Annotated in this window: 21 protein-coding genes; 6 read left to right on the top strand and 15 right to left on the bottom strand. The window is 66.9% G+C overall.

Features of this window, described 5'->3' with window-relative positions:
- Positions 1-7 precede the first annotated feature (7 nt).
- The gene (locus MHA02_RS02845; RefSeq protein ID WP_147076451.1) at positions 8-238 is read right to left on the bottom strand and encodes a DUF1178 family protein; all 231 of its coding nucleotides are present in this window, start codon (positions 236-238) and stop codon (positions 8-10) included.
- Between the two features lie 209 nt (positions 239-447).
- On the opposite strand from MHA02_RS02845, the gene MHA02_RS02840 reads away from it, so the two are divergent.
- Positions 448-888, top strand: a complete 441-nt coding sequence (locus MHA02_RS02840; protein WP_147076450.1) for a hypothetical protein — start codon at positions 448-450, stop codon at positions 886-888.
- A gap of 104 nt (positions 889-992) precedes the next feature.
- Here MHA02_RS02840 and MHA02_RS02835 read toward each other — a convergent pair whose 3' ends face one another.
- Positions 993-1175, bottom strand: a complete 183-nt coding sequence (locus tag MHA02_RS02835) for a hypothetical protein (RefSeq protein ID WP_147076449.1) — start codon at positions 1173-1175, stop codon at positions 993-995.
- Positions 1176-1426: 251 nt separating this feature from the next.
- Between MHA02_RS02835 and MHA02_RS02830 the strand changes: the two genes are divergently transcribed.
- Positions 1427-3130, top strand: a complete 1704-nt coding sequence (locus MHA02_RS02830) for an outer membrane beta-barrel protein (RefSeq protein ID WP_147076448.1) — start codon at positions 1427-1429, stop codon at positions 3128-3130.
- Positions 3131-3215: 85 nt separating this feature from the next.
- On the opposite strand, the gene MHA02_RS02825 is transcribed toward MHA02_RS02830, so the two are convergent.
- From MHA02_RS02825 to MHA02_RS02780, 10 genes are all read right to left on the bottom strand, one after another.
- On the bottom strand, positions 3216-3650 hold the full coding sequence (locus MHA02_RS02825; protein ID WP_147076447.1) for a GlcG/HbpS family heme-binding protein: 435 nt from the start codon (positions 3648-3650) through the stop codon (positions 3216-3218).
- Positions 3651-3767: 117 nt separating this feature from the next.
- Complete coding sequence (locus MHA02_RS02820; RefSeq protein ID WP_147076446.1) at positions 3768-4013, bottom strand: GIY-YIG nuclease family protein; 246 nt, start codon at positions 4011-4013, stop codon at positions 3768-3770.
- A 217-nt stretch (positions 4014-4230) separates the two neighbouring features.
- Positions 4231-5205 (bottom strand): HpcH/HpaI aldolase/citrate lyase family protein, encoded by a 975-nt coding sequence (locus tag MHA02_RS02815; RefSeq protein WP_147076445.1) that lies wholly within the window; start codon positions 5203-5205, stop codon positions 4231-4233.
- 22 nt (positions 5206-5227) lie between these two features.
- The gene (locus MHA02_RS02810; protein WP_147076444.1) at positions 5228-7990 is read right to left on the bottom strand and encodes a phosphoenolpyruvate carboxylase; all 2763 of its coding nucleotides are present in this window, start codon (positions 7988-7990) and stop codon (positions 5228-5230) included.
- Between the two features lie 243 nt (positions 7991-8233).
- Complete coding sequence (sucD, locus tag MHA02_RS02805; RefSeq protein ID WP_147076443.1) at positions 8234-9130, bottom strand: succinate--CoA ligase subunit alpha; 897 nt, start codon at positions 9128-9130, stop codon at positions 8234-8236.
- A gap of 24 nt (positions 9131-9154) precedes the next feature.
- The gene (locus MHA02_RS02800; protein ID WP_147076442.1) at positions 9155-10327 is read right to left on the bottom strand and encodes a malate--CoA ligase subunit beta; all 1173 of its coding nucleotides are present in this window, start codon (positions 10325-10327) and stop codon (positions 9155-9157) included.
- Positions 10328-10491: 164 nt separating this feature from the next.
- Entirely contained in the window at positions 10492-11118 is a 627-nt protein-coding gene (gene fchA / locus MHA02_RS02795) for a methenyltetrahydrofolate cyclohydrolase (protein ID WP_147076441.1), read from the bottom strand.
- A 3-nt stretch (positions 11119-11121) separates the two neighbouring features.
- The gene (locus MHA02_RS02790) at positions 11122-11988 is read right to left on the bottom strand and encodes an NADP-dependent methylenetetrahydromethanopterin/methylenetetrahydrofolate dehydrogenase (protein ID WP_147076440.1); all 867 of its coding nucleotides are present in this window, start codon (positions 11986-11988) and stop codon (positions 11122-11124) included.
- 212 nt (positions 11989-12200) lie between these two features.
- The gene (locus MHA02_RS02785; protein WP_147076439.1) at positions 12201-13145 is read right to left on the bottom strand and encodes a D-2-hydroxyacid dehydrogenase; all 945 of its coding nucleotides are present in this window, start codon (positions 13143-13145) and stop codon (positions 12201-12203) included.
- Positions 13146-13249: 104 nt separating this feature from the next.
- On the bottom strand, positions 13250-14458 hold the full coding sequence (locus tag MHA02_RS02780) for an aminotransferase class V-fold PLP-dependent enzyme (RefSeq protein WP_147076438.1): 1209 nt from the start codon (positions 14456-14458) through the stop codon (positions 13250-13252).
- A 641-nt stretch (positions 14459-15099) separates the two neighbouring features.
- On the opposite strand from MHA02_RS02780, the gene MHA02_RS02775 reads away from it, so the two are divergent.
- The 3 genes from MHA02_RS02775 to rnhB are packed head-to-tail and all read left to right on the top strand — an operon-like array spanning position 15100 to position 17633.
- Positions 15100-15924: a UDP-2,3-diacylglucosamine diphosphatase gene (locus MHA02_RS02775; RefSeq protein WP_147076437.1), complete on the top strand. Its 825-nt coding sequence runs from the start codon at positions 15100-15102 to the stop codon at positions 15922-15924.
- Positions 15921-16985, top strand: a complete 1065-nt coding sequence (locus MHA02_RS02770) for a glycosyltransferase family 4 protein (protein ID WP_147076436.1) — start codon at positions 15921-15923, stop codon at positions 16983-16985. The genes MHA02_RS02775 and MHA02_RS02770 overlap by 4 nt, the downstream gene beginning before the upstream one ends.
- Positions 16986-17015: 30 nt before the next feature.
- Positions 17016-17633: a ribonuclease HII gene (gene rnhB / locus MHA02_RS02765; protein WP_147076435.1), complete on the top strand. Its 618-nt coding sequence runs from the start codon at positions 17016-17018 to the stop codon at positions 17631-17633.
- 3 nt (positions 17634-17636) lie between these two features.
- Here the strand turns inward: rnhB and MHA02_RS02760 are convergent, their stop codons facing one another.
- Complete coding sequence (locus tag MHA02_RS02760) at positions 17637-18770, bottom strand: PA0069 family radical SAM protein (RefSeq protein ID WP_147076434.1); 1134 nt, start codon at positions 18768-18770, stop codon at positions 17637-17639.
- Positions 18771-18940: 170 nt separating this feature from the next.
- Here MHA02_RS02760 and MHA02_RS02755 point away from each other — a divergent pair, with 170 nt between their 5' ends.
- Complete coding sequence (locus MHA02_RS02755) at positions 18941-19459, top strand: hypothetical protein (protein WP_147076433.1); 519 nt, start codon at positions 18941-18943, stop codon at positions 19457-19459.
- 152 nt (positions 19460-19611) lie between these two features.
- Here the strand turns inward: MHA02_RS02755 and MHA02_RS02750 are convergent, their stop codons facing one another.
- On the bottom strand, positions 19612-20007 hold the full coding sequence (locus tag MHA02_RS02750; RefSeq protein WP_147076432.1) for a TonB family protein: 396 nt from the start codon (positions 20005-20007) through the stop codon (positions 19612-19614).
- A gap of 101 nt (positions 20008-20108) precedes the next feature.
- On the bottom strand, positions 20109-20306 hold the full coding sequence (locus MHA02_RS02745; protein WP_147076431.1) for a hypothetical protein: 198 nt from the start codon (positions 20304-20306) through the stop codon (positions 20109-20111).
- Between the last annotated feature and the right edge of the window lie 40 nt (positions 20307-20346).

Below are 20346 nucleotides of genomic sequence, written 5' to 3'. Positions count from 1 at the left end.
CCGGAGATCACGAAAACCGCTCCAACCCCCCGCGCACGTAGCCATGCGAGATCAGCCGGTCACGGCGCAGCGTCCGGCGCTCGGCCTCGCAGAGATCGACGAGGGCGTCCTCGATCACCCGGCGCATCGCCTTGACCGGATCCTGCCCGGCGGCCTCCATGTAGGCGGCTGCGATGCTGTCGACCGTGGCGTGCGGGGCCGGCGACGGTCCGTGGGATGGGCGGACACGCGGGGACATCGGCACTCCGTCGGTAAGAACATAAAGCGAACAAACGCGCATGGCGTGATTCAGGCAAGTGGGCGGTTGCGATTTCGGTGAACGGTCGGTTGAAGCTGAACGGTTTCCGTGTGCCGGCGCACGGATCCGTTCAGCTCGGCGGCGCGATGATGCCTGTTGCAACGGCGGCGCGTCTTGCGACCGCTCGTGGCTGTTCAGGAATCTCGACCATGTCGCACCCTGTCGTGAGACGGCTTGCCGGTCTCGGCTTCGGCACCCTGGCTTTGCTCGCTGCCGTGCCCGCCCTCGCCGCGGATTTCGCCTATCCGCCCTATCCCGGCGTCGAGCCGGCCCCGCATCGGGTTTACCGGGAAGAGCGCATCGATGAGGAGCTGCCGCCGCCGCCGCCGCCGCCTCCCCCGCGCCGGCCCGTCGCGTATGGACCCCGCTTCGTGGCAGGTCCGCATTTCGCTCCGCCTCCGCCGCCCGACGAGGAGTGCCGGACCATCGTCAAGCACCGCATCGACGCGTTCGGCGAAGAGGTGGAACGGCGCGTGCGCATCTGCGACGAGCGCCCCGGACCGCGCTTCCGGCCGAGCTTCTACCGGCCGCATCCGGTGCCGCCGGCCGAGGTGCCGTATGGCGACTGGGATGGCCCGCCGCGCTGGTAGCGGAGGCTTCGCCATCGGAACGAGAAACGGGCGCGTCCGGTGAGGACGCGCCCGTTTTTTCCAGGTCTGCGACGGCTGCCTCCGCGGCCGTCATCCCAAAACCTCTACGCCCGCAGGGCGGCCGGCTTCGCCTTAAGGGCGGCGGCCAGCGCCTTGAGCTGGCGATCGAGGTCGGCCAGCTCGTTGAGGGCGATGGTCTTGTGACCGTCCTTCACCGCACGCGTGATGTCGCTGACCTGCGAGGAGGCCATGCGCTTCAGCTCGGCGGCGAGTTGCTCCCTGGTCATCGGCGCTCCTTGTCCTCACCGGGATCGTGAGTCCGGTGATACGGGCACATGCTTAACCGCTGGTTTTTCCGGCGCGGCTCCGTCGCCCGCCAGCCGCGTCCCGTCGGCTGCCGGTTCTGGCTCTTGCCGCTCGTAGCGTGCGTCCGGTTTAATCCCGCGCCTTCGCGATGACGGCCACAGTGTTGCGGTCGGGCGACAGACTTGGACCGAGCTTGGCCGCATAGATCCAAGCTCAGGCTTTAAGGACCGTCATGCGCGCCGCGCTCTTCGCTCTTCCACTGGCAGGACTGAGCGCCGCCGCGTTCGCTGCAGATCTGCCGGCGCGCGCCGCGCCGCCGCCCATCGCAGCGCCGTTCTTCACCTGGACCGGCTATTACGGCGGCCTTTTCGCCGGCCACGGTGCGATCTTCAACGATGTCGACCCGGTCTGTGTGAGCCCGACGGGGCTGCGCGGCGGAGCCGGCTGTGCGACGGTCGGGAAACTTCGGCCGGACGCCGGGGACTTCGTCGCCGGCAGCGAGCTCGGCTACAACTACCAGCTCACCCCCGGCTCCGGGTTCGTGCTCGGCGTCGAAGGCGACGTCCAGTTCCCGCGGCTTCGCGGGTACGGCACCGTGCAGGGCAGCTTCCCCGTGGTCGGCGGCGGCACTACCGGCCCGAGCATCGTCCATGCCGGCCAGCGCCTCGACTCGTTCGGGACCGTGCGCGCCCGGGTTGGCTACGCGCTCGATCACACTCTCGTCTATGTCACGGGCGGTGTGGCCGGCGGCGAGGTCCGCATCGACACGAACGCATCGTTCCCAGGGCCGATCGCCTATGATGGGCGCCAGGGCGGTTTCCGCTACGGCTACGCCGTCGGCGCCGGCATCGAACACGCGTTCACCGAGCGGCTCTCCGCCAAGGTCGAGGGCCTGTACTACGACCTCGGCACCCGCACCGTGCTCGGCACCGACACGCTCGGGGGCGCCACGGGCACGCTCTACGGCAGCCGCATCGAGACGAGCGGCTACCTCGCCCGCGTCGGCCTGAACTACAAGCTCGGCAACGAGATCGGCGACGTGCTGCCCGGTTTCGGCATCATCAACGACATCCTCCACCCAGCGACGGCCGCGCCCCGCACCGTGACGACCTGGGATTTCGAGACCGGCGAGCGCTATTTCTACAGCACCGGCACGCATCGCAACGGCGTGAGCGACCCGGCCGGATCACGCGTGAACTACGAGAACTTCGGCGCGCATTCGGGCGAGACCTTCGCCCGCCTTGATCACGTCCCGACCGGCTTCTTCCTGAAGGGCTTCTTCGGTTCCGGCTTCGTGAAGTCGGGACGGGTGAACGAGCAGACGCTCGCCTCGACGGCCACGCACAAGGTCAAGGACGGCGACATCGCCTACGCGACGATCGATGCCGGCTACGCCTTCCTGCGCGGCAGCAACTACCGCGTCGGCGGTTTCGTCGGCTACCAGTACTTCTCGGAGCTCGCCAACGGCTTCGGCTGCATCCAGAACGCCGGCGGTGCGGCCTGCAACGGCGCCGTGGCCGTGCCGAACAGCGTGAAGGTGCTGAGCGAGGACGCACACTGGAACGCGATCCGTGTCGGGCTGGACGGCGAGGTCCGCTACGACCGCTTCAAGCTCGCCGTGGAAGGCGCCTACCTGCCCTACGTGACCCTCGAAGGTTACGATCGGCATTGGCTGAACCCGGCGATCAACCCGACCCCGCAGCGGGGAACCGGCGACGGCTACTTCGCGCAGGGCCTCGTGTCCTACGACCTGAGCCCCGTCGTCAGCATCGGTGTCGGTGCCCGCTACTGGAAGATGAACGCCGAGAGCAACCGCAGCTCGTTCCTGGGTGCGATCGCGAGCCCCGCGAAGTTCGAGACCGACCGCTACGGCGGCTTCATCCAGATCGCTCACAAGATCCCGGATCTCGGGCTGAGTTCGCTGATCACCAAGTGATCGTCGGGGCTCGGCCCCAGGGTCCGAGCACCCACGCCCGCTTGTAAAAAAGCCGCCCCGGTTATCCGGGGCGGTTTTCTGTCGATCAGGTCCGCCAGGGGTGCTCGGGTAGCTCGGTGTTGCCGATGGCCTTGGCACCGGCCAGCGCCACCGCATCGTCGTTCTCGACCGACGAGCCGCTGACGCCGATGGCGCCGGACATCTCGCCGTCGGTGTCGACGATCGGAATGCCGCCGGGGAAGGTGATGAGGCCGTCGTTCGAGTGCTCGATCCCGTAGAGCGGACCGCCGGGCTGCGAAAGGCCGCCGATGGCGCCGGTCTTCATGCCGAAGAACACCGCGGTCTTGGCCTTCTTCTGCGCGATGTCGATCGAGCCGACCCAGGCGCCGTCCATCCGATAGAACGCCTTCAGGTTGCCGCCGGAATCGACGACGGCGATGCACATCTGCGTGCCGAGTTCGACGGCCTTCTGGCGCGCGGCTTCGATGGCCTTTTCGGCGTGTTCGATGGTGACGTGCATGGTTTGTCGCCTTTCGGACGGTGTGGAGGAGCGGAGGGTGACGTCGTCATCGCCGGCTAGGAAGGCAAGCCCTTCTCAACCGGCCAGAGTCGGATAGAGATCGATCCATTCGGGATTTCACTCTTCGATCAACACGACCTTCCAATCGCGGCGCCACGTCTTGAGCGCCTTCTCTCGGGTGATCGCCTCGTCGATACGTTCGTAGGTCTCGTACCAGATCAAGCGTTCGACCCTGTAACGGGCGGTGAAACCTCTGTGAGCCGTGGTTTTGTGCTCCCAGACACGACGCGCCAGGTCGTTCGTGACGCCGATGTACAACGTGCCGTGCCGACGGCTGCCGAGCATGTAGAAATAGTAGGGCATCGGTCCTTGAGCCCTGCTCCGTCATTCCGGGGCCGCGAAGCGGAACCCGGAATCCAGAAACGCCGACGGCGCATGGCTTGCCAAGACCTGTGTTTCTGGATTCCGGGTTCGCCTTCGGCGCCCCGGAATGACGGTTGTGGACTTGATTTCGGCTCTTACAAAAAAGCCGCCCCGGTTGATCCGGGGCGGCTTCGCAGTCAAAGCGAACGCGGAAAAATCACTTGGCGGACATCGCGTCGGCCTTCTGGATCAGGGCCTCGGCCATCTTGATCGAGGCGATGTCGATCAGGCGGCCGTCGAGGGCCACGGCGCCGCGGCCGGCCTTGGCGGCCTCTTCCATCGCCTCGAGGATGCGGCGGGCCTTCTCGACCTCCTTTTCGGAGGGCGTGAACACGTCGTTGGCGAGGTCGATCTGCGAGGGGTGGATCGCCCACTTGCCCTCGTAGCCCGCCGAGGCGCAGCGCCGGGCGGCCGAGATGTAGCCGTCCTGGTCGGAGAAGTCGCCGAAGGGACCGTCGATCGGGCGCAGGCCGTAGGCGCGGCAGGCGACCAGCATCCGCTGCTGGGCGAAGAGCCACGGATCCTGCCAATGCGTCTGGCGGTTTCCGGCCTCGTCCTTGTCGGTGAGCACGCTGTAATCCTCGTTCACGCCGCCGATCACCGTCGAGCGCGTCCGGCAGGAGGCCGCGTAGTCGGCGACGCCGAAGGACATGGCTTCGAGGCGCTTCGAAGAGGTCGCGATCGCCTCGACGTTGGCCATACCGAGCGCCGTCTCGATCAGAACTTCGAAGCCGATCTTCTTCTCGCGCTTCTTGGCCTGCTCGATCTGGGTCGTCAGCACGTCGATGGCGTAGACGTCGGCCGGCACGCCGACCTTGGGGATCAGGATCATGTCGAGACGCGGACAGTTCTCCACGATATCGACGACGTCGCGATACATGTAGTGCGTGTCGAGACCATTGATGCGGATCATCATGGTCTTGTTGCCCCAATCGATATCGTTGAGGGCCTGGATGATGTTCTTGCGGGCCTGCTCCTTGTCGTCGGGAGCGACAGCGTCCTCGAGGTCGAGGAAGATCACGTCGGCGTTCGACGAGGCCGACTTCTCCATGAAAGTCGGGTTCGAGCCGGGCACGGCCAGCTCGGAACGGTGCAGGCGCGCCTTGGCCTGCGGGATCAGGGTGAAGCTCATAGGTTTCCTCCGTGTTTGACGATTAGCCGGTGGCTCCGAAGCCGACGGCGATGCAGTTGATCGAGAGAAGCAGCGCGGACTTCACAGCCTCGCGTCGGTCCTCGTCCTCCTCGCTGCGATAACGACGCAGCAACTCGACCTGTTCGCGGCTGACCTGGTTGATGGTCGGCAGTCGCCCGTTGAGGCGATCGCGGAACAGCGGGAAGCGCTCGGCAAGCTCGGTGTCGCCGCTGACCCTCAGCACCATCTGCTTGGTCAGCTCGTATTCCGCCTCGATCATCGAGAAGACGTCGTGGCGGATCTTTTCGTCCGCGACGAGCCCGGCATAGTCGCGGGCGATGTCGAGGTCGACCATGAGCAGCGTCTTCTCCACCTCGTCGAGGACGAGGCGGAACACACGCGACTCCTGGAAGAGCCGCTTGAGCTGGCGTTCACCCTGCTCTCCGCGGATCTCGATGAAGCTCTGCAGGCCCGAGCCGACGCCGTACCAGCCGGTAATGGCGTGCCGGTTCTGCGACCAGGCGAAGACCCAGGGAATCGCGCGCAGGTCATCAAGCGACTTGGCGCCGAAGCGCCGGGCCGGCCGCGAGCCGATGTTGAGCAGCGCGATCTCGTCCAGCGGGCTCGCGGACTGGAAGTAATCGACCAGCCCGTCGTGCTGGAGGAGGTTGACGTAGGCTGCGCGCGAGGCGCCGGAGAGGGCTTCGAGGACGTCGTCGAACTCGTTGCGGGGCTGGTTGCGTGTCTCGCGCTCGGATTGCAGAGCGTGCTCCAGCACGGACGAGGCGAGCAGCTCCATCTGGTAGGCCGCGGTGCCGCGGTTGGCGTATTTGAACGAGACCACCTCGCCCTGCTCGGTGGTGCGGAAGCGCCCGTTGATCGAGCCGGGCGGCTGCGCCAGGATTCCGCGTCGCGTCGGCACGCCGCCGCGGCTGACCGATCCGCCGCGGCCATGGAAGAAGGCGATGGGCACGCCGGCCTGCTTGCCGAGATCGGTCAGCCGGCTCTGGGCCTTCGACAATTCCCAGTTCGAGGCGATGAAACCGCCGTCCTTGTTCGAATCCGAGTAGCCGATCATCACCTCCTGCACGCCGCCCTGCCAGCGGGTGGAACGGCGCACGACCGGAACGTTCAGGAGCTCCTTCATGATCGTCGGTGCCGCGCGCAGGTCGTCGATCGTCTCGAACAGCGGCACGATCGGCAGCGGGCAGATCTCGGTGCCGGCGGTATCGAGGAAGATGCCGGCCTCCTTGGCCAGCAGGTAAGCGCCGAGCACGTCGTTGGTGGAGCGCGTCATCGACAGAATGAAGCTGCCGAAGGCCTCGCGGTCGAGCTGCTCGCGCATCTCGCCGACGAGGGCGAAGGTCTCCAGGGTCTCGCGGGCCTCGTCGGGGAGGTCGTCGAAGCTGGCTTCCGGGTTGCGCGGCCGCCCGAGCTCGGTCAGCAGCCATTCGCGCCATTCCGGCGTGTCCTCCTTCGGCATCGGCTTGCGGTCGCCGACCTTCTGCTTCCAGAGCGCCTGCAGCGTCTTGGTGGTGCGCGTGGTGTTCTCACGCAGGTCGAGGCGGACTGTCGAGAACCGGAAGATCTCGACCATGCGGCGCGCGGGACGGACCATGTCGGTTGCGAGGGACTGGCACTTCGCGTCGGTGAGCCCCTGCTCCAGCACGCGCAGGTCGTTGATGAGGCCGTCGGCGCTCGGATAGTCGGCGCCGGTGGAGCGCGAGCCCTTGTTGCGTTGGATGGTGGCTTCGAGCTTGCGCAGGATGCAGGTGAGGAACTGCCGGTAGGGCTCGCCGGGATTGCGATTGGCTATGGCCCGGCCGTCGCCGCTCTCGGAGAGGGCCTGAGTCAGCTCCTTCTTGAACGACTCGGGCACCGGCAGCGAGCGTTCGGTGATCGAGAGCACGCGGCCGAGATGGGTGATGCGATCGCGGTAGCGTCGCAGGCTCGCCAGCGCGTTGCGCTGAAGCGTCTCGCGGGTGACCGAGGCGGTGACATAGGGGTTGCCGTCGCGGTCACCGCCGATCCAGGAGCCGAACTGGAAGAAGGCCGGCACCTCGAAGGTCTCGTCCGGATAGTACTGCGCCAGGCTTTCCTCGAGGGAATACAGCACCTCGGGCAGCATCTCGAACAGCGACTCGTCGAAGAAGTGCAGGCCCCAGGCGACCTCGCGCTCGACGGTGGCCTTTTCCAGATGCAACTCGCCGGTCATCCAGATCAGCTCGATCTGGTCGCGCAGCTCGTTCATCAGGCCGTTGCGCTCGCGCTCGGTCCAGCGTGGGATCTCGAGCTCGCGCAGGACGAGGTAGATCCGGCGCAGCTTCTCCAGCACCGTGACGCGCTTGCCCTCGGTGGGGTGCGCGGTGATGGTCGGACGGATGCGCAGGTCCTTCAGCAGCGCATGGATCTGCGGTCCCGCGATGCCGTTGGCGGATGCCTCCGCCAGCACCTTCGCGAAGGAGCCGCCCAGCGCCGAACGTCCCTCGTCGCGCTCGATATGGCGGCGGCGGCGCATGGCGGCGTTCTGCTCGGCGATCGAGAGCAGCTGAAACCAGATGCCCTGCACCTGGAGCGCGCGAGCCAGCATCTCGGGCGTGAAGGTCGAGATGTCTGCGCGGCCGTGCAGCACCTCTTCCAGTTCCGGATCGTGACGCCGGGCGACGTCGACCAGCGCGTGGAACAGGATGTCGAGGGCATCCTTCGACGACGTACCCGTGATCACGGGCGGGGCGAAGGTGTCTCCGATGCTCGGAGCCGGTGATGGGTGGAGGGTGACGGTCATTGGAGGGTCACCTTGGAATTGATGGGTGTCGCGATGCTAACCCTCCGCCCGTCTGTGGGAGAGGGTGGCCCGCGATAGCGGGTCGGGACAGGGGTGCGCCGGTTCCGGAAAGGGATTGCCCCTCTCCCGCCTCGCATCCGCGAGGCACCCTCCCCCGACTGGATCGGGCTTGCCCGATCCAGTCGAACGACTGCGTATATCGGGCGAGCCTGACGTCTGTCGGGGAGAGGGTTCGGCGCCTTTTCAGGCCGCCTTGCGCCGGTTCAGGACCTGCGCGACGGTCTCGCCGAACGAGCCGGGATCCGGCGCGACGGTGAGGCCGAAGGACTTCATGATCTCGGCCTTCTCGGCGGCGCTGTCGCCCGATGCGGAGATGATCGCGCCGGCATGGCCCATGCGGCGTCCCTTCGGGGCCGTGAGGCCCGCGACGAAGCCGACCACCGGCTTGGAGAAGTTGTCCTTGATCCAGGCCGAGGCCTCGGCCTCTTGCGGTCCGCCGATCTCGCCGATGATCAGCACAGCCTCCGTCTCCGGATCCTCTTCGAAGAGCGCGAGGTGGTCGAGGAAGGACGAGCCGTTGATCGGATCGCCGCCGATGCCGACCGAGGTCGAGATGCCGATCCCGAGGGCCTTCATCTGCGCCGCGGCCTCGTAGCCGAGGGTGCCGGAGCGCGAGATCACGCCGACATTGCCCTGCTTGTAGATATGGCCGGGCATGATGCCGAGCATCGACTTGCCGGGCGAGATGATGCCGGCGCAGTTCGGGCCGACGACCATGGTGCGGCGGTCCTTGGGGTAGCGCATCAGGTAGCGCTTGACCCGCATCATGTCCTGGGCCGGGATGCCGTCGGTGATCGAGCAGACGAGCTTCAGCCCGGCATCGGCCGCCTCCATGATCGCGTCCATGGCGAAGGGCGGCGCGACGAAGGTGATCGAGGTGGTGGCGCCGGTCTCGCGGACCGCGTCCTTGACGGTGTTGAACACGGGTACGCCGACATGGGTCTTGCCGCCCTTGCCGGGCGTCACGCCGCCGACGACGTTGGCGCCGTATTCGATCATCTCCTTGGCGTGGAACGTACCCTTGTCGCCCGTGATGCCCTGGACGATGATCGGGGTCTTCTCGTCGATGAGAATGCTCATGGCGTAATCCTCCCTTTCGCGGGCTTAGTGATTGGCGCTCTTGCTGGCTTCGACCGCCTTCTGGGCAGCCTCGGACAGACTGTCGGCGGTGATGAGGTCGAGCTTCGAATCCTCGAGGATCTTCTTGCCGGCCTCGACGTTCGTGCCGGCGAGCCGCACCACGAGCGGAACGGTGAGCTTCACCTCCTTGGCCGCCTGCACCACGCCCTCGGCGATCCAGTCGCAGCGGTTGATGCCGGCGAAGATGTTCACGAGGATCACCTTCACGTTGTCGTCGGACAGGACGAGGCGGAACGCGGTCGCGACGCGCTCCGGCGAGGCGCCGCCGCCGACGTCGAGGAAGTTCGCCGGCGAGCCCCCCGCGTGCTTGATCATGTCCATGGTCGCCATGGCGAGACCGGCGCCGTTGACGATGCAACCGATCTCGCCGTCGAGGCCGATGTAGTTGAGCGCGTGCTCGGCGGCTTGGGCCTCGCGCGGGTCGCCCTGCGACGGGTCGTGCATGTCGGCGATGTTGCGGCGGCGGAACAGCGCGTTGTCGTCGAACGACATCTTGGCGTCGAGCGCCAGGACGCGGTCGTCCTTGGTGACGACGAGCGGGTTGATTTCCAGCATCGTGCCGTCGCAATCGCGAAAGGCCCGGTAGGCGTTCATGATGGTCTTCACGGCGGCCGAGACCTGCTTGATGTTCAGGCCGAGCTGGAAGGCGATCTCGCGGGCCTGGAACTGCTGCAGGCCAACAGCCGGCTCGACGACGATCTGGATCAGGGCCTCGGGGTCTTTTTCAGCGATCTCCTCGATGTCCATGCCGCCGTGCTTGGAGGCGATGACGCGCACGCGCTCGGCCTTCCGGTCGAGGACGTAGCCGAGATAGAGTTCGCGATCGAAGGGGTCGGCGGTCTCGATGTAGACGCGCTGCACCGGCTTGCCCTCGGGGCCGGTCTGCGAGGTCACCAGGCGCTTGCCGAGCAGGTTCTTGGCGGCGTCGCGGACCTCGTTGTAGGTCCGGCACAGCTTGATACCGCCAGCCTTGCCGCGGGCGCCGGCATGGATCTGCGCCTTCACGGCCCAGAACGAGCCACCGAGCTCGGTCGCCGCGTAGACGGCCTGGTCCGGACTGAAGGCGACGGCGCCCTTGGCGACGGCGACACCGAAGCTCGCGAGAAGCTCCTTGGCCTGATACTCGTGAACGTCCATCGAAGACCTCCTTCGCGTTTCCTTTTGCGAAGCATCCTCGCGTAAAAATCAGTTCACGTGAAGCTGCCTGCGCCTAAACATTTTCTTGATTGAGAGTTTAATTTTGCCTGCTCAGCAGTCGTTCAGAGATTTTCTGAGAAAGGAAGCCGGCAGGATAAGCCGGCTCAATTGACCTTGTTCTTGACGACTTCGTAGACGCGCTCATTCAAACCAGCAGCTTCACCGAGCAAGCCTTCGAGCTCCTTGAGGCGCTCGTCGGCGAAAGCACGATCGTCCAGGCCCTTGGCGTTGACATAGACGTTGAGCGCCGCGCTGCGGAGACCGGCAAAGGCCGAAAGGACGGCCACGCCCGCATCCGAGATGACGTTGAGGTTGCCCTTGTCGGCGACGATCTCGGCGAGATCGATGACCTCGCGGCAGGTCCGGCAGCAGGCGAGCGGCACGTCGGTCGCCACCTTGAGCGCCGACTGGATTTTTTCCGCCCGCGCTGCCTTCTCCTCGTCGGTTCCCTTCGGCAGACCGTACGCCGCCATCACGGCATCGAAGGCCTCGACATCGTCGGCGATCATGCCGGTCAGGGTTGCGCGGAGCGCTTCAGACTTGGCGAGGACGTCCTTCAGCTCGGCCTCAACCTCGACGTACTTCTTCTTACCGATGGTGAGGTTGCACACCATCGATACGAGGGCCGCGCCCATGGCGCCGGAGATGGCGGCGGCACCGCCGCCGCCGGGGGTCGGGGCCGAACTCGCCAGCCCGTCGAGGAAGTTCGCGATGGTCTCGTTCTGCGCCATGGCTCAGGCCAATTCTTTCGCGAGGGCGTAGATCTCTTCGGCGTCGAACACCTTGTCGCTCGATTCGAAAAGCTTGCCGATACACGTCCGATGGAGCTTGAGCTTCAGGCCGCCGATGCCGAGGGCGCCGAAGGCGAGCTTGCCGGAATAGTCCTTGCCCTTGTCGGTGGCCTCGATGGCGCCGATGCCGAGCGGGGGCTGGGCGTTGTAGTCGGCGACGATCTCGATCGAGCTCTCGTTCTGCCAGGCGGCGGCAGGCACCAGTTCCAGGCCGATGGCGCCGGCGGCGAACACGAGATGCGCGCCCTTGACGATCTCGGAGCGCGAAGCGTCGTCCGGCGTCTCCGCCGCGGTGACGCTGACGTTGAAGCGCTTGTTCACGGCGTCCGCCGCAGCCTGCGCCTTGTCGAGCTTCCGCCCGCACAACACGACCTCGGCGCCTTCGCCGGCGAGCAGGGCCGCCGAGCGCATGCCGACCGGGCCGGTGCCGGCCAGGACGACCGCCTTCTTGCCCTTCACCGAGCCGCCGGCCGCCTTGACGACGAGGGCGACGCCGGCCGCGGCCGTGGTGTTCGAGCCGTTCGAGTCGAGCATCGAGGAGACGCGGAACGGGCCGAAGAAGCGCTTCTTCACCGCCTCGAAGACCTTCTCGCCGGCCGCCATGTCGCCGCCGCCGACGAAGATCGCCGTCGACTGCTTCTCCTTGCCGCCGCGGGTGTAGATCGTGCCGTCGACATAGGCGCCGACGTTCTCGGGCGTGACGTTGGCATAGCCGGTGATGTGATCGGCGCCACCGTCGTAGCCGACGACCACGTCGAACACGCTCGGCGCGGCATCCGTATCGAATTGGAAGAGAAGTTTCTTGGACATCGTTCCTCTGAGCTCAGTGCCCGCGTGATGCGCGGTGCGTTTCCATCGGGCGACTCTGCGGCCGCCAGTTTTCAATCGTCATTCCGGGGCTCGCCGGAGGCGAGAACCCGGAACCCACCCGTGTTACGGATGGTGGAGGTTCATGCCGTCGCGCCTGATCGTAGGTTCCGGGTTCGCCTTCGGCGCCTCGGAATGACGACGGCCAGGTATCTTTACGCCTCGACCACGTTCTGCGGCTTGCCCGCGACGTAGGCCTCGACATTATCGACGAGCTGGTCGGCGAGGATCTGCATCGCCTCCTTCGAGGCCCAGGCGACGTGCGGGGTGACGATGAGGTTCGGCAGATCCTGCTCGCACAGGATGTTGCCGTTCTTCGGCGGCTCCTGGGCGACCACGTCGAAGCCGGCGCCGCCGATCGTGCCGCTCTTCAGCGCCTCGACCAGGGCCTCCTCGTCGACGAGCCCCCCGCGGGCCGTGTTGATGAGGAGCGCATGCTTCTTCATCTTCTTCAGCTGCTCGGCGCCGATCAGGCCCTTGGTGTCGGGCGTCAGCGGCACGTGCAGGGTGATGACATCGCTGTCGCGCAGGATCGTGTCGAAATCGACGAGGCCCGGCTGCTCGAACACGTCGTAGGCGATGACCTTCATGCCGAGCGCTTCGGCGAGCTTCCCGATCGACTTGCCGAGCGCACCATAGCCGACGATGCCCAGCGTGGAGCCAGCGATGTCGTGGATCGGATAGTCGAAGTAGCAGAACTGGCTCGACTTGGCCCAGTCACCCCGGCGCACGGAATTCGCGTAGGGGACGATGGCCCGGCGCAGCGCGAACATCAGCCCAATCACATGCTCGGGCACGGTGTTGAAGGCGTAGTTGCGGATGTTGACGACCGTGATGCCCTGTTCCTTGGCCTGCTTCTTGTCGACCACGTCGGTGCCGGTGGCGGCGACGGCGATGAGCTTGAGGTCGGGAAGCTGCTTCAGGACGTCGGCGCGCATCGGCACCTTGTTGATCAGCGCGATCTCGGCGCCCTGAAGGCGCTCGACGATCTCTTCCGGCGTCCAGGTCGAGTCGTATTCCTTGTAGTCGTGCGGAAATCCGAACGCCCGCACCTTGGCGTCGAGGGACTCGCGGTCGAGGAAGACGACTTTCTTGCTCATCGGTGATCCCTGCTTTTGCCCGTGGCGGTGGCGCCCACCCGAGTCTTTTGATGGTCTCGTTCAGGGTACCCCGGGGCCAGACGGACCGGCCCCGGAGCCGTGTCTTACGACTTCGAGAGCGGGTTCTCGCGCAGGTAGCTCGACGCGGCGGCGACGCCCGAACCCGGGGTCACGTTGATGCCGTTGTCGATCATCGACATCTCCGCGCCGGCGATGGCGCCGAGCAGCGAAAGCTCGTTCAGGTCACCGACGTGACCGATGCGGAACACCTTGCCGGCGACTTCCGACAGACCCGCGCCGAGGGCGAGGTTGTAGCGGACGAAGGCGTGCTTGATGATCTTGGCGGCGTCGACGCCCTCCGGCACCACGATCGCGGTGACGGTGTCGGAGTTCCACTTGGGCTCCTTGGCGCAGGTCTTGAGGCCCCAGGCTGCGACGGCCTGACGGGTCGCCTCACCGAGCACGTGGTGCCGGTGGTAGACGTTCTCGAGACCTTCCTCGAACAGGCAGGCCAGCGCCTCGCGCAGGCCGTAGAGCAGCGGCAGCGACGGGGTGTAGGGGAAGTAGCCGAGGTGGTTCTGCTTCTTGTGGTCTTCCCAGTCGAAGTAGACGCGGGCGAGACGGTCGTTGCTGCCGGCGGAGCCTTCGGCGGCCTTGATCGCCTTGGGGCTGACGCAGATCACGCCGAGGCCGGCGGGGAGCATCAGACCCTTCTGGGAACCGGCGATGGCGCAATCGACCTTCCATTCGGTCGCGTTGAACGGCAGCGAGCCGATCGAGGAGACGCCGTCGACGAAGAGCAGGGCCGGGTGGCCGGCCGCGTCGATCGCCTTGCGGACGGCGCCGATGTCCGAGGTCACGCCGGTGGCGGTCTCGTTGTGGACGACCATGACGGCCTTGATGTCATGGTTCTTATCGTCGCGCAGGGCCTGCTCGATCTTGGCCGGATCGGCGCCGGTACCCCAGGCCTCTTCCTGCACCACGACATCGAGACCGAGGCGCTTGGCCATGTCGATCCAGAGGTGGCTGAACTGGCCGAAGCGCGAGGCCAGCACCTTGTCGCCGCGAGCGAGCGTGTTGGTGAGCGCCGACTCCCAGATGCCCGTGCCGGAGGCCGGGAACAGGAAGATCGTGCCGTCGGTCGAACCGAACACCTTCTTGGTGTCCTCGAACAGCGGCTTCGTCAGCTCCGGGAACTCGACCGAGCGGTGATCCTCGGAGGGCACCAGCATGGCACGCTGCACGCGGTCCGGGATGTTCGTCGGGCCCGGAACGAAGAGGTGGTTGCGACCCGGCCGTCTCTTTGCCGCCATGAGTGTGTCCTCCAAATCCTGTTTATACCGGTCGGGAGCAAGCCCGATCCTGTCGTCAAATCGTGCTGGCGGGGCACGCCCGCCGTGAATGCGATCCCGCAGGGGAACGGCCGCTCAGCCCCGGTCCAGGGATGACGTTCGTTCACCCGAACGCCTCGGCCCGTGCGTCGTTCCCGCGCACCCGCGGAGACCACGTGCTCTGGTGACGTCCGTCTGACCTGTCGGAAACGCCGAGATCTGCGGAGCGGCGAAACGGCCTTGGCCGTCCGCGTCACGGCGTGCTCGTCACGCCGGTCGCCTCCGAATTCTCACTGCCCTCGATGCCTCAGCCGGCCCTCGTCTTCAAGGGCGCTACGCGAGCCGTCGAACGCTTCCACCCCGTGTTTTCGGGGTCCGGCTGCTCCCACGGCATTCCGTTCGAAACGCCGCCGCGGACCTCATTGGCGCGGAAGATGCCCGCCTTCTCCGCGAAAGGAAAACTGAAAAAACTCAATCGGATGGCAAAAAGAATTTCCTCGTCGCCGCGGCTCCTTCGACATCCCGGCCTATCGATCCGGCGCAGGCCGTGACGATGCCTGCGTCATCAAACTGAGATGGGAATTCGGTTTGGCTCCGGTGTTTTGAAGATGCCGGAGGCGCGGTTGGCAGAGGATCCGGAGACGACGATCCGCGTGCGGACGCTCTTTCTGTCCGACACGCATCTCGGCACCAAGGGCTGCCAGGCCTCGCTGCTGCTCGACTTCCTGCGCGACGTCGACGCGGACGCGATCTACCTCGTCGGCGACATCGTCGATGGCTGGCAGCTCAAGTCCGGCTGGTACTGGCCGCAGGTCCATAACGACGTGGTGCAGAAGATCCTGCGCAAGGTGCGCAAGGGTGCCCATGTCGTCTACGTGCCGGGCAACCACGACGAGTTCCTGCGCGACTATATCGGTACCACCTTCGGCGGCATCGAGATCGCCGAAAGCCGCATGCACGTCGCCGCCGACGGCAAGCGCTACCTCGTCATCCACGGTGACCAGTTCGACATGGTCGTGCGCCATTCGAAATGGCTCGCCCATCTCGGCGACGGTGCCTATACGGCCGCGCTCACCGTCAACACCCTGCTCAATCTCGTGCGACGCCGGCTCGGCCTGTCCTACTGGTCGCTCTCGGCCTGGGCGAAGCTGAAGGTGAAGAACGCCGTCAACTTCATCGGAAAGTTCGAAGAGTTCCTCGCCGACGAGGCTCGCCGGCAGGGCGCCGACGGCGTGATCTGCGGTCATATCCACCACGCCGCCAACCGTGACATCGACGGTCTCGCCTACATAAACACCGGCGACTGGGTGGAATCCTGCACGGCGGTGGTCGAGCATTACGACGGTCGCATGGAGGTGCTGCACTATCCGAGCCTGCTGCGCGCCCGCGCCGCCGCCGAGACCGAGATGGCCGGCTATGCCGAGTCCCCGTCGCGGGCCGTCGCGTGAAGCTCCTGATCGCCACCGATGCGTGGCACCCACAGGTCAACGGCGTCGTGCGCTCCCTGGAGCAGATGGCGCGGGCCGGCGAGGCGCAGGGCGTCGAGCCGATCTTTCTGACGCCGCAGGATTTCCACTCGCTGCCGCTGCCGGGCTATTCGGAGATCCGGCTCTCGCTGGTGACGCGCTCAGGCGTGTTGCAGGCCTTCGACGGTCACGCGCCGACCCATGTCCACATCGCCACCGAGGGGCCGATCGGCCACGCCGCCCGCCGGGCCTGCCTCGCCCGGGGGCGCCCCTTCACCACGAGCTACCACACCCGCTTTCCCGAATACCTCGCCGCCCGCGCGCCGGTGCCGCAATCCTGGAGCTATGCCTGGCTGCGCCGCTTCCATGGGGCGGCGAGCGGCACCATGGTCAGCACGCCTTCGCTGGAGCGCGAACTCGCCGGCCGCGGCTTTTCGAACCTCATGACCTGGACCCGCGGCGTCGACACCGCGCTGTTCCGCCCGCAGGCGAGCGATGCGCTGGCCGGCATCCCCGGCCCGATCTTCTTGTTTGTTGGTCGGCTCGCGGTGGAGAAGAACCTGCAGGCGTTCCTTGGCTTGGACCTGCCGGGCACCAAGGTCGTCGTCGGCGACGGGCCGGACCGGGCGCGCCTGCAGGGACTGCATCCGGAGGCGCGCTTCCTCGGCACCCGGACCGGAGAGGACCTCGCCGAAATCTACGCCGCCGCCGACGTGTTCGTGTTTCCGAGCCTCACCGACACCTTCGGCATCGTGCTGCTGGAGGCCCTGGCCTGCGGCCTGCCGGTGGCGGCCTTCCCGGTGACCGGCCCCCTCGACGTGATTTCGGGAACGGGCGCCGGCGTGATCGCCGCCGACCTGCGCGAAGCCGCCCTCGCCGCCCTCGCGATCCCGCGTGAGCGCTGCCGTGCGGAGGCCCTGCGTCACACCTGGGCCGAGAGCGCGCGCCAGTTCTACGCGAATATCGAGATTGCCCATGCCGTCGGCCCGATGCGCGCGGCCAAGCCCGCGAAGCAAGCCGCGAGGCTCGTCGAACTCGGGTGACGGGATCCGCGCGGGATGCGAGAAGCCGCCATGCGTCCTCGCGTCCCCGGCCCCAAGCGGCCCTTTGATCCCGCCCTGGTCGCCGAATACCCGGCCGTGATCGGCTGCGACGAGGTCGGGCGCGGGGCCTTGTGCGGGCCGGTCATGGTCGCGGCGGTCTGGTTCAACCCGCTGCTGTTTCCGCCACACCTGCTGGCCCGGCTCGACGACAGCAAGCGGCTCGACCGGACCACGCGCGAGATGCTGACGCCGTTGATCCGCGCCCATGCCCGGGTGTCGCTGGCCGCCGCCTCGCGCGGCCTCGTCGACCGCATCAACGTACGCGCCGCCACCCTCGACGCCATGTGCCGGGCTGTGACCCGGCTCGGCGTCGAGGCCCCGGTTCTGGTGGACGGCCCGGACGGGATTCCGGGGCTCGCGCTGCCCTGCCGGGCGGTAATCGGCGGCGACAGACTGATTCCACAGGTCGCCGCGGCTTCCATCGTCGCCAAGACGTTTCGCGACGATCTGATGCGGCGGCTCGCGCTGCGCCACCCCGCCTATGCCTGGGAGCGCAACGTCGGCTACGGCACCGCCGCGCATCTCGCCGGGCTGACGGCGCAGGGGCGCAGCCCGCACCATCGCCTGAGCTTCACCAGCCGGTTCTAAGGGCTAGAACAACGCGAGCTGATCGCCGGCCCTCTCGGGCCTGCGAAACAGGTCCGTCCTCTGCCGCAGCCTCTCCGCGGGATAGCCGAGGCGCACCTTAGCCAGTGCGAACCGGCGGCGGATGAGATCGGCATAGGGCCCTTCCCCGATCATCCGCGTGCCCCAGGCCGCGTCGTAGCTTTTCCCGCCGCGCGCCTGCGTCAGCAGCGAGAAGACGTGGTTCCGGCGGCCGGGATAATGCTCGGAAAACCAATCCCCGACGAGGCCTTCGAGCTCGCGTGGCAGGCGCAGCAGGACGTAGTTCGCTTCGCTCGCACCCGCCTCCCGAGCGACTTCCAGAATGCCCTCGATCTCATGGTCGTTGAGGGAGGGGATGATAGGGGCGACGATCGCCATCACCGGCACGCCCGCCTCGGCCAAGCCCCGAATCGCGGCGAGGCGCTTCTGCGGGTGTGGCGCGCGCGGCTCCATCCGGCGGGCCAACTCGGGATCGAGGGTGGTCAGCGAGATCGCGACCTTGACGAGGCCGTCCGCCGCCATCTTAGAGAGGATGTCCCGGTCGCGCAGGACGAGACCGGATTTCGTCACGATCCCGACGGGATGGCGGAAGCGGGCGAGCACCTTTAGCACGCCGCGGGTGAGCCGGTGCTCCCGCTCGATCGGCTGGTAGGGGTCGGTGGCAGTGCCGAGCGCGACAGTGCGCGGTATGTAGCCCGGATGCAGGAGTTCCTTCTCCAGAAGCGCTGCCGCTTGGGGCTTGGCAAACAGTTTCGTCTCGAAATCGAGGCCCGGTGACAGGCCGACATAGGCATGGTTCGGCCGGGCGAAGCAGTAGATGCAGCCGTGCTCGCAGCCCCGGTAGGGATTGATCGAACGGTCGAAGCCGATGTCCGGCGACGTGTTGCGCGTGATCAGCGTGCGTGCCGCTTCGAGACTCACCTGCGTTCGCGTTATCGGCGGTGCGAACCCATCGTCCTCCTGCTGATCCCAGCCGTCGTCGAACGCTTCCCGGTGCGCAGGCTCGAAACGCCCGTCGGGATTGGCCGTGGCGCCACGGCCGCGCCGGGTCTCGGGCCGGCTCAGGCTGCCGGCGATCCGGCGCGCCGTCTCGACCGGATCGGGCTTCGGGGAGGCCATGGCATCCTGAGTCTCGAAGACGGAACTCCTAGAACATAAAGCGAACATACGAAGGGGTCGATGCACATATTTCGGTCATCGGCTCGATTCATCCGGGAAACCGTGTCGGCAGCCTTCCGGATCTCAGGGCGGGCGGTTGGCGCGTCGCGAAAATCGGTTAAGGGCGCGGGATGATCTCGGCCTTGATCCACGTCGCGCGGCCGGCCGATCCGGAGGCGATCGAGCGCCTCGCCGACACGCTCAGCGCCCTGGTGGCCGGCGTGGCGGCGGGCTTGGTCGCCGATGCGGTGATCGTGTCGGCGCGCGCCTGCGACGCTCTTGAAACGATCGCGGACGCCTCGGGCGCGACGCTCGTCCAGAGCGGGCCGGCCGGTCCGTGGCGTGCGGCCGCGCAAATGGCGCGGCATGATTGGGTGCTCTGTCTCGAGGCCGGCGATCTGCCGCGTGAGGGCTGGATCCGAAGCGTCGACCGGTTCGTCGGCACGGCCCGGCCGGAGGTCATCCTCGCCCGGCTGCGCCGCCCCCATGCCGGGATCGGCGACCGCCTCGCGGCGCGCATCGAGCGCCTGCTCGGCGCCAGGAATCCACGAGCCGGGGATCTCGTACGCCGCGACAGCCTGCTTGCCGGATCGGGCTTCTCACCGCGCCAGAGGCCGCGGGCGATGTCGGCGGGGCTGGAGCGGACGTGAGGGTTTGGCGGACGGTCGCGCCCCCGCCCTCCTCGGCCGGCCGTGTGAGACGCGCCACTCGCGTGATTGCGAACGCCCCGGAATCACGGCCCTGCCGTCACTCATAGGCCCCGGTTTGCTTCACTCCGCTCGCAGTGACGGAGGTCAGTCGGTTACGGTCTCGCTGTGCCGGATCGGGCGAACTCCACCGAAAAGCTCAGCTCCGTAAAGCCCTCCAGCGTCAGCAATTTCTCCGGCGGCGGCGCGAACGGCGCGGCGGCCTTGGCGGCTTCGAGCGCACGACCGTCGAGGGCGGGCGAGCCCGAGCTTTCCTCTACTGCCGCGCCTTCCAGCGTACCGTCGATGCCGATGCGGACACGGATCGTCACGGTGCCCCCGGGGTCTCCGGCGGCGGTGGTGCCGCCGGCCTGCGTGATCCGCGTGACCACCATCGCGACCCAGCGGTTCGGTGTGAGCTTTTCGGTACGCCGCTCGCGCTCGGGAACTCCGGCAGCGGGTCGGGCCTCGCCATCGCTCGGGGCGCCGATCAGCGCGGCCAGAACGATCATCGAAGAAAGTGTTCGCAACACCATGATCGCGGGGCCTCGGTGGCGGGAAAAACGCAACAAAAAAGGGCGCCCTGAGGCGCCCTCACCGTAAGCGTTCGGGCTCACATCTTCTTCTTCTTCATCGACTTCTGCTGCATCTTGCCACCGGACATCTTTCCGCCCGACATGCTGCCGCCCTTGGTGTCGGTCGCGTTCGAGCCGGTCTCCATGGCGCTTTTGCCGGCGGCGGAGGCGCCCGTCATGCCCATGCCGAGGGTGCCGAAGGCGAGAGCCGCTGCGAGGGCGAGGCCGAATTTCATTGTTTCACTCCCTGAAGGTGACCGAGGCAAACGTTGTTGC

Source organism: Methylobacterium haplocladii, assembly GCF_007992175.1.
GTDB lineage: Bacteria > Pseudomonadota > Alphaproteobacteria > Rhizobiales > Beijerinckiaceae > Methylobacterium > Methylobacterium haplocladii.
The sequence above is the reverse complement of the archived record's forward strand: the minus strand, read 5'-3'. Positions and strand labels throughout refer to the sequence as shown.